Origin of the sequence: uncultured Halopseudomonas sp., assembly GCF_963977355.1 — a bacterium.
In the GTDB taxonomy this organism is placed as follows: domain Bacteria; phylum Pseudomonadota; class Gammaproteobacteria; order Pseudomonadales; family Pseudomonadaceae; genus Halopseudomonas.
The window spans coordinates 58,284-67,521 of record NZ_CAXBOV010000022.1; the positions used below are offsets into that span (position 1 = coordinate 58,284).

Genomic DNA, 9,238 nt, shown 5'->3' on the forward strand with positions numbered 1-9,238 from the left:
GATACGCCGGGCTTTTGATTTTTACTGGCAAAGGCGGCTTCGCGTGTCAGAAAGCGTGACCAGCGTCATCCGGCTCTAGAGAATCCAGACCCAGCTCGTTAGCGATCTGCTCGATGTTGCCCGTCTGCTCGACCAGAGCTGCGATAGCCTTGTTGACGATATCTGCACCTTTCTCGTTACCCGGGGCAATCATCATGTCGAACGGCATTGGCTCTTCGTTGGCTTCAGCCGCATCTTTCATTTCCTGCAGCGCAGCCATGGTTTGATCAAGATCCGCGCGAAGCTCCTGATCAAGGGCCTGATTACGTTCTTTCATCAGATCCGAGAGAGAAGGGCCGGACACTGTCTTGCCATCGGTGGTGGAGTAGGTGCCGAGATAGACGTTCTGCACGCCCTTGGCATTGTAGAAATGCGAGTTATGGGTATTGTCACTGAAGCAATCGTGCTCGTCTTCATAGGAATTGGCTTCCAGTGCCACCTTCATGCGCTCGCCGGCCAACTCGCCCAGGGAGAGAGAGCCCATACCGAACAGCATTTTCTGGAAAACTTCCTGCGGCTGCAGAGCGAGTAAATCCTGGCGGTGGTTACCACTTTCGTCCGGAGCCCACTGCGCAACCATCCATTCCAGATCATTCACCAGAAGGTCGGTAACCGCATTCAGGTACTCGCCACGACGATCGCAATTACCATTGGTGCAGTCTTCGCCCTTGGCATAATCGGTTACTGGACGGTTGCCAGCACCCTGTTCGAAGCCGTTTAGATCCTGACCCCAGAGCAAAAATTCAATAGCGTGGTAACCGGTAGCGACATTGGCCTCGGAACCGCCAGCTTCATTAAGATTGGCTAGAATTTCCGGAGTGAGGACGCTGACATCAACGGTTTCGCCACCAATGTTGATTTCCTGATTGGCAATGATGTTGGCGGTAGCGCCTTCATTTCCCATCTCATACTGATACCCGTCAGCGGCAACATAATCGATCATGCCCTCATCAAGGGGCCATGCGTTGAGCTGACCTTCCCAGTCGTCAACTACCACATTGCCGAAGCGAAAGACCTCTGACTGCTGATAAGCCACGCGTGCCTCAAGCCATGCCTGCTTAGCGGCTTTCAGGTTTTCTTCCGTGGGCTCTGCGACAAGCGCATCTGTAGCAGTACTAAGCTCCCGAGCGGTAACCAGGGCATCCTTATAATTGGCGTAGGCGAGATCGGCGTAATGCGCGGCGACTGCTTGAGGATCGACACTGGCGGAACTGATTCCTGCCTCTTGCGCAGGGAATATTTCTGCGCCGGGTTCGGCATCGGCCATGTTGTTCACGGCGGGTGAGTCGCTGGCCTCTGCGGCGGGAGCATACTCATCGTCGTTACTGCATGCGGCCAGCAGAAATGTCGCGGAGACCGCAAGCGCCAGGGCTTTGAGTGGAAAATGAACTGCCATGAGTTAGAACTCCCTGTACCCTTCTGGGTAATAATGATATTGATTTGCGTTATCGATTATATGTCGGGAATCTGGATTTGCAATGCCTGTCCTCATAAAAGACTTTGCAACATCATGAAGTACACCTCCTGGCAAAGCGTTTTGAACTAACCAGCACATCCTTTGCCATACTCAGTGAACATGCATAGCAAGGAGTACTACATGTCCAACCATCACGTTTACAAAAAAGTCGAAATTGTCGGTTCTTCAACCACCAGTATTGAAGAAGCTATCGAGCACGCCATTGCCGAAACAAGCAAGTCGGTAAAAAATGTGGAGTGGTTTGAAGTGCAGGAGACCCGTGGTCACGTAACTAACGGGAAAGTTGCCCACTATCAGGTGGTTCTCAAGGTTGGATTTCGTATAGAAAACAGCTGATTAACGCGTTTTACAAGACCCCCGCAGGCCAACATTAAACTGGAGACCTGTGGGGGTTTTTGCGTTTTGAAAGGTGTGTAATTACTGTAATACGCTACTGATGACATCGCGATAATTGCGTACGCGTTGCACGAGATGAACTGGCTCATAGCCTCGGGCATATCCATAGCGCAATTTAGGGTAGTAACGCTTGTCGGCCAGAAGGGGAAGCACCTCACGCATATCCGTCCAGGAGTCGGGATTCTTGCCTAGCTCGCGGGCCAGTTTGCGTGCGTCCAGCAGATGGCCGCGGCCCACATTATAGGCAGCCAGCGCCATGAAATAACGATCAGGATCGGGTATCTCTTCTGATAACCGCTCATAACGGTCAGCCAGATAGCGTGCGCCCGCATCAATGCTTTGCACTGGATCAAGCCTATCGGTAACTCCGAGAGACTTGGCAGTGTTCTGTGTGAGCATCATGATGCCGCGAACGCCCGTCGGGCTGCGGGCCAAGGGGTCCCAATGGGATTCCTGGTAGGAGAGTGCAGCCAACAAATCAACAGGGATGCCCGTATTTTCCGCTGCTTGCTCGAAATGGTCTATGAACATTGGTAACCGGTTTTCCATACGTGTGACCAAAGTGTTCAGGTCCACGAAGTCGAACTCGGATATGTAGGCATAGTATTGGGTATCAACGTTAGAAATAGCCGCTAGGCCAGCTGTACTACTCATCCACTCTTGCGCTTTTGCTGCAAGATCCTCGCTGCCGGGAGCAAGATACCAACCTATCTGTTGCTCGGGTGAGAGGTCCATCACTACGGCTAATTCCGGCATGGAACGTCGATTGATATCGACGATATTGGAGTCCGCAACGGTACAGTCGAGCTCCCCCTCGAATACGGCAGCCAGAAGCTGTTCTGTTCCTCTTTTCTCCGTTTGCGTGAAAGTAACAGACGGATGAGCACTGATAAACTGTTCAAGGGTTTCCACGTAGCTGGAGTCGGCGACCACTTCGATGTCGAGGCCCTCAAGCATTTCAGCAGTGGTGGGCAGGGGGACCAGCTCACGATGGCAAACCAATTGTTCGCTCACACGGTGATGCATTGGTCCAGTGGTAAAACGATCATCGCGGGAGGCAAGCTTTGTAAGCCCCGCGGCGCCCAGATGGGATTGGCCTCTTTCCAATTGACGGAGTACCGCCGCAGTCGAGAATTGGATATCCCACTCAACTTCCCACCCCTGCGATGCGGCGAAGCTGTTGACCAGATCGTACTCCGGGCCAGCGGGTTGCTCGAAACGGTCGGTGTAATAGGTGGTTGATCCATTACGAGTGGAGACCTTCAATATCCCGGATTCGGCGGGGGACACCAATTGAGCAGCGACGTCGTCCGAGCTGTTACAGGCGGTCAATACAAACGGCAGGGCCAGAAGAATGGCTGAAAGACTAGTTCTGCGGAGCATGTGGCTCTCCAGCTTTGCGGGCTGACTCCCTATCTCCATGCCAACCTCGAAAGTGCAGTCGCCAGTGTTAATTGGCGACACCAAGTTCATCCTAATCCAACCACATAACTCTGTAAAATCGTGGTTGTTACCTTATGCTGTGTTGCGATTCGGTCAATTCAGGAAGCGTTGATGATGGCAACCCAGCAGAAAATACAGCAGCTCGCCGCCGGCGTATCGCGCTTGAGAAATAGCCACGGTCGAGAATTTATTGATATTGCGCACCCTCTGGTTTCAGCTCGGATAGCTCTGGAAGGAGGGCATATTGTCAGCTGCGTGCCAGCCGGTCAGAAAGCTCTGTTGTGGTTAAGCCCTGAGGAGCCTGAGTTACCGGGTAAACCAATGAGGGGAGGTATTCCCCTGTGTTGGCCCTGGTTTGGCAATGAACGCCCAGGTCCTGCGCACGGTATTGCCCGGACGAGTCTCTGGGAGATTGAATCGGTTGTTGTCACCGACGCCAAAGTGCAGATCAGTCTCGAACTACCGCAGGCTGTAATGGCTCTTCATTTGCCCGATGAACAATGGGTGGTAAAGGTCCATTTCACCCTGGCAAGTGATTTGCTGGTGACGCTTACGTCAACCAACACCGGCAGCGCAGCGCAAACCCTCGGGCAAGCCCTTCATACCTATTTGCCGGTTTCAGACATTACTCAGGTCCAGGTCAAGGGTCTGGACCAGATCACTTATCTGGACCAATTGACCGGTTGTGAGGCCGTCCAGAACGGGCCTGTCAGTTTCCAGCAGGAGGTCGACCGGATTTACCATGGAGTCATTGGCATTTTAGAACTTGAGGAGGCGGGCGAGATCGTCAGTGTCGAAGGTGCGGGTAGCAGTTCAACGGTGCTGTGGAATCCATGGATAGAAAAATCCCGGCGCCTGGGTCATTTTCCAGAAGAAGGCTACCGGGAGATGCTTTGCATCGAGACGGCCAACGCAGGGCCCGACAGGCAGATTCTGCAACCAGGCCAGACCCACAGCCTGAGCGCAAGAATCAGCCGCCACGCTTGAAAGAGGCGTTCCGTCTTATTTACGCGTGGCGGGCAAGACCAATGCTATTGCCACACTTACCAGGCTTGATGCGAGCAGCGCGCCCAGAAAAGGCGCCAAGGTCGGAATTGCGCCTGGAAAGCTGGCAGCTAGCAGGCCGGCTGAAAACGATCCGCCGGTAAACCACCCGGGAGCCACCGCGCCCACTAATCCCGCTAGACAGCCGCCTACAGCTGCTGTTGCACCCATACGCTTCCACAAGCCCATCAGTACCGGAACCACCGCCGTAGCGCAGAGCAGATCAGCGATCAGAAACAGCCGCAGTACCGAGATCCCCTGCAGCGCGATGAGCACTACTGGAATCATCAACAGCACGGTAATCCAGCGCGCACTGGTCAGTGAGAGACCGCTTTTTTCCGTGACTGCCAGAGAAGCGATGGCGTTCTGCAGAGTATCGACCGAAGACGCTACGAGGGTCAAAGCCAGTACAAGTGCTGGAATCGTCAACCAGGCCGGCGCATCCATCAACAACGCAAAAAATGGAATTGGAGGGCTACCCAAGTCGGTGCCGCTCATGGCTGCGGCGATACCCAGTGCGCCCACAATGGCTACTACAATCACGGTTATAAGACCGCCGAGCAAGGCTCCGCGACCCAGCGCTGCTCCATCACGGGCAGACCATACGCGTTGCCAATAGCCCTGGTGAAAAAGGTTGGCCGCTGTTACGGCAATGATCAGTGTCAATGCCACGCTCAGGGCGCTGCCGACCGGAATGCCCGGCAGGGCGATCGGAGATGAATCCACTTCGGGCAGTCTCTGCAGTGCTACCGCACCGACCACAACCAACAGGGCAAGAAGTAGCCAGGCTTGCCAGCGGTCGGTCATCAGGCTCGCACGCAAACCGCCACCGGCGGTATAGACGAGGGTGGCGATTGCTACGCCGATGATAACCAGCGCCGGATTCACATCCGACAGCATGGCGGTAATCGCGCCAATCGCAGTGAGCTCGGCAATCAGAAAGCACAGCATGTAGAGCAGGGAAATCACCGCCACCCAGCGGCGCACCAGGGCGCCATAACAGGCCTGGGCGAACTCTCCGATACTGCTGCCTTGCGGCAGGTAGCGGCGGATCGCCGGACCGCAGAATGCGAAAACAAGAAAGGGCAGGGCAGCACCAATGGCGTAACCCGCCAGACCCACAGGTCCAACCAACGCCCCTACCTCCGGCGGCGCAAATAGTATCCACCCGCCCATTCCCGAAGCCAGAAACGAGAGTCCTAGGGCCTGAGCGCCCTGACTATTGCGGGCCGTAAGAAAGTCATCGAGTTCCGCATGGCTGCTTCGGGCGCGCAGGCCCAGCCAGACGAACACGAGCAGCGCCGTGCCCAGCACGGCAAGGGTCAGGTAAGGCATGTCGCACTTCCTCCGCCGGTATTATCCGGATCAGGTTCCAGGGTTTGGGCGGGCTGCATGCAGCACGCTGGTTCTCAGCCTGTCCGCGTGACGGACAGGCTCCCCTGGCGACTAAAAATTGGGATTATGGTAACGCGCGCCAATACTGCCACAGAAAGTGGCAGTAGACGACAGCTGGAAGCTGTCAGCTCACGGCGGCGAGGGCTTGAGGACGAACAAGGGCGACTAGTTCCTCTACGGCACTCATATCCGGAACGGCGAGAAAATCCGCAGCCTGATAGGCTGGATTCGGGTAACAGTAATAACCTTCACCCGTTTGCAAACCAAGCTTGCCCTGGTCGATAAAGTGCTGCTTTATATACGTTGCATTGGCCAGTAACTGGGCATCCTGATTCTCTGTACCCCAGTAAGTCATGACATCAAAGCAGGTTTTCATGCCGATGATATCCATGATCCCGCAAGGCCCCAAAGCGCATCCTCGGTTGGCAATCATATAGGTCCGGTCGATGTATTCCGGAGTAGATACGCCATTGGTAACCAGTGACTGCGTGGCATTCAACAAAGGGACCAGCCATGTATTGAGCACATAGCCGTTCTGCTCCTTCTGGATCGGGATCGGTACCATGCCTATTTCAATGGCAAACCGGGTGACAGCCCGTAAGGTGCTTTCTGCGGTACCTGCATGGGCCATTACTTCAGCCAGATTCATACTCCAGATCATGTTGGCAAAGTGCAGCGCGCAGTATTTATCCGGTCGGCCCGTTGCACTGGCAAACTGAGCCGGTAGCAGCGTCGACGAGTTGGTAGCAACCAGTGTGTGGGCCGGCAACAACGCAGCCATTTCCTGATAGACAGCGACTTTCGTTTCCGGAATTTCCGGTACAGCCTCAATCACCAGATCGGCATTGGTAACGGCATCAGCCAGGCTGCAGCTATAGCTGAGACGAGCCTGTGTTTCGCTGATCATGGCTTCACTTGCACCCATCTCAGCCCGGTAAATGGCAGCATATTGTTGATGCGCCATCTGGCAACGCTGCAGAGATTCCTCGAATAGATCGTAAACCACGACCCGCTTGCCTTTGAATGCGCTGTGCCAGGCAATCTGGCCGCCCAGTACACCTGCGCCCAGCACAGTCAGATTATTCAATGTGTTTGTCATAGGTGTCTCCGAATCTCAGGCAGCCTGGTTGGCTGCCCTTTTTGTTGTTATGGGAGGATCAAATGTCAGGACTCCATCATCGAGCGACTCCTTGAGAAGCAATACCGAGTCGAGCTCGTAATTGTTCAGAATTCGCCAGGGCAGGGCGCGGCCCTGGCGTGGCAGGATGCCGTTGGCGCGCTGGACATATCCGGACTGCAGGGAACCCATGATGGAGTCTTTTTCAATCTGACCATGCTTGTCCAATGGGACGGCAACCTGCTTGCCGGTTTCTTCCATGTGCGCGAGCAGTCTGCAGATGTACAAGGAGGCCATGTCTGCCTTGAGCGTCCAGGGTGCGTTGGTGTAGCCCAGAATCCATGCCAAATTCGGCACGTTCTGCATCATCACCGCCTTGTAGGTCATCTGCTCGTTGAGCGGGCAGGGCTCACCATCCAGGCTTATCTGCATACCACCCAGCATCTGCATCTGCAGGCCCGTTGCCGTAATGATGATGTCTGCCTCAAGCTCCTGACCTGATTTGAGACGGATACCTTTCTCGGTAAAGGTATCGATATGATCCGTCACTACGGACGCCTTGCCCTTGTTGATAGCTTCGAACAGATCCGCATCGGGAACCGCGCAAAGCCGTTCATCCCAAGGGTTATAGCTGGGCGTGAAGTGTTTCATATTGCTCTGGTCATCGAGCTTCTTGCTGACACCCTTGAGTAATACCTGCCGAGTCTTGTCAGGCCAGCGTTTGGCAGCTTTGTAAATCCAGCGCTGCATCACGATATTGCGTTTTCGGGCCATGTTATAGACCCATTTTTGCGGCAAAAACTTGCCAAGTACTTCGGAAATCTTGTCGTGGCCTGGCACGGAAAATACGTAGGAGGGCGAGCGCTGCAACATGGTGACGTGCTCGGCAGTATCTGCCATCGCAGGAACCAGCGTAACCGCAGTTGCGCCACTGCCAATCACCACAACCTTCTTGCCGGCATAATCAAGATCAGTAGGCCAATGCTGGGGGTGAATACAGGTGCCCTTGAAGGTGTCCACACCAGGAAACTCAGGTAGATAGCCAGCTTCGTAATTGTAATAACCAGTACAGCCAACGAGGAAATTACAGGTGTATATCTTTTGTTCGCCTGTGGTGGCGTCAGTTGTGGTTACTGTCCATTGCTGGTCTTCACTCGACCAGTCAGCATGCTCTGTGGCCGTGTTGAAATGGATTTTATCGGTAATGTGAAACTCTTCAGCCGTTTCGCGGATGTATTCACGTATCGAGTCACCGCCAGCTAGAACCTGAAGCTCGTTCCAGGGCCGAAACTTGTAGCCGAAAGTAAACATGTCCGAATCAGAGCGTATGCCCGGGTAGCGAAATAAATCCCAGGTTCCGCCAATGGCGGCGCGCTTCTCGAGGACGACAAAGCGTTTATCGGGGCAGGTATGTGTGAGGTGGCAGGCCATTCCGATACCGGACAGACCCGCGCCAACGATGATTACATCGAGATGTTCAGCAGCCATATTATTGTTCTCTTGGAGTGAGCTTTCTGCACATTCCTAGACTGCCTGTTTACAGGCCCGGAGGGACTGCCATATGTTGCCAATTAGTAATCAATTGCTGCCATTGCTGGTTTTGATTTGTTCAAAGGGTCAGCGAAGCGGTTGCATTGAAAAGGCACCAAGGGGAGTCTGTGACGAGTGACAAAAAACGAGGTTAATAAAACATACGGAAAATCAGGAGCATAGACAAAAAACGCATAAAAAAAGATAGACTGATGCTATTTAACGTCGGAAACCATCGTTTTTTCTGCGTCTAACATAAGCGCCATTTCACCTAATTCGTCACGAGCAAGTCAAACGATACCCTCCTGTTTAGTTTAAGGGCGCACGGTAAACGCGGTGCATCCGGAAAGTCAGCTACAGCATCTCAATAGGTGAAATCAATTAAGGTCTTCATGTGAATTAGCTTTGGCTATTTTTTCATCTGTGTCGAGAGACCTTTTCCAAGTGCTAAGTCCCCGCGTATTTGAACACTTTTAGCAAGATCTAAAATTCGCTACCTTTTGCTTGTGGAATCCCTCCGATTTACTGCTATTTTTTATAGATTAGGCGAGCCGTTATAAGGTCCAAGCGCTCGATACTGCCTTATATTGAGGATCATTCTCTATGATCAAGGATTTAAGTCCAGGGGTTGTTGTGGTGGCGAAAGGCAAAGTCGCCATAGTCAAGCAAGTTTTTAGTGAAAAATCTATCAAGGTTCAGTTAACAAGCACGGGCGAAAGCTTGATTGTTTCTTTTTCTGACATGGGTTCTACCCCGTTTCCACGGACGGTTATAAAACGGCTGTGAGCTTCCGATCC

General features: G+C 53.4%; 8 protein-coding genes and 1 riboswitch. Of the genes, 3 read left to right on the forward strand and 5 right to left on the reverse strand.

The genetic code is table 11. From position 1 onward, the window contains the following. Positions 1-46 precede the first annotated feature (46 nt). A complete protein-coding gene (locus AAC076_RS13015) occupies positions 47-1,435 on the reverse strand; it encodes an imelysin family protein (protein ID WP_339846329.1) in 1,389 nt (462 codons plus the stop codon). Positions 1,436-1,636: 201 nt separating this feature from the next. On the opposite strand from AAC076_RS13015, the gene AAC076_RS13020 reads away from it, so the two are divergent. Beyond that, positions 1,637-1,852 carry a dodecin gene (locus AAC076_RS13020; RefSeq protein WP_339846331.1) on the forward strand — a complete coding sequence of 72 codons (216 nt, stop codon included), beginning with the start codon at positions 1,637-1,639 and terminating at the stop codon, positions 1,850-1,852. 81 nt (positions 1,853-1,933) lie between these two features. Here the strand turns inward: AAC076_RS13020 and mltF are convergent, their stop codons facing one another. After that, a complete protein-coding gene (gene mltF, locus AAC076_RS13025; RefSeq protein ID WP_339846333.1) occupies positions 1,934-3,295 on the reverse strand; it encodes a membrane-bound lytic murein transglycosylase MltF in 1,362 nt (453 codons plus the stop codon). Positions 3,296-3,466: 171 nt separating this feature from the next. Between mltF and AAC076_RS13030 the strand changes: the two genes are divergently transcribed. Beyond that, positions 3,467-4,342, forward strand: coding sequence for a D-hexose-6-phosphate mutarotase (locus tag AAC076_RS13030; protein WP_339846334.1), 876 nt, complete (start codon positions 3,467-3,469; stop codon positions 4,340-4,342). A 15-nt stretch (positions 4,343-4,357) separates the two neighbouring features. Here the strand turns inward: AAC076_RS13030 and AAC076_RS13035 are convergent, their stop codons facing one another. The 3 genes from AAC076_RS13035 to AAC076_RS13045 all read right to left on the reverse strand — a co-directional run bounded on the left by AAC076_RS13035 (position 4,358) and on the right by AAC076_RS13045 (position 8,399). After that, the gene (locus AAC076_RS13035) at positions 4,358-5,734 is read right to left on the reverse strand and encodes a sodium:solute symporter (RefSeq protein WP_339846336.1); all 1,377 of its coding nucleotides are present in this window, start codon (positions 5,732-5,734) and stop codon (positions 4,358-4,360) included. Continuing rightward, positions 5,724-5,850: riboswitch (TPP riboswitch) on the reverse strand. It overlaps the preceding gene by 11 nt. Positions 5,851-5,918: 68 nt before the next feature. Continuing rightward, positions 5,919-6,893: a 3-hydroxyacyl-CoA dehydrogenase gene (locus AAC076_RS13040; protein WP_339846339.1), complete on the reverse strand. Its 975-nt coding sequence runs from the start codon at positions 6,891-6,893 to the stop codon at positions 5,919-5,921. Between the two features lie 15 nt (positions 6,894-6,908). Continuing rightward, entirely contained in the window at positions 6,909-8,399 is a 1,491-nt protein-coding gene (locus AAC076_RS13045) for an NAD(P)/FAD-dependent oxidoreductase (protein WP_339846342.1), read from the reverse strand. 645 nt (positions 8,400-9,044) lie between these two features. Between AAC076_RS13045 and AAC076_RS13050 the strand changes: the two genes are divergently transcribed. Continuing rightward, positions 9,045-9,227 carry a hypothetical protein gene (locus tag AAC076_RS13050; protein WP_339846345.1) on the forward strand — a complete coding sequence of 61 codons (183 nt, stop codon included), beginning with the start codon at positions 9,045-9,047 and terminating at the stop codon, positions 9,225-9,227. Positions 9,228-9,238: the final 11 nt, after the last annotated feature.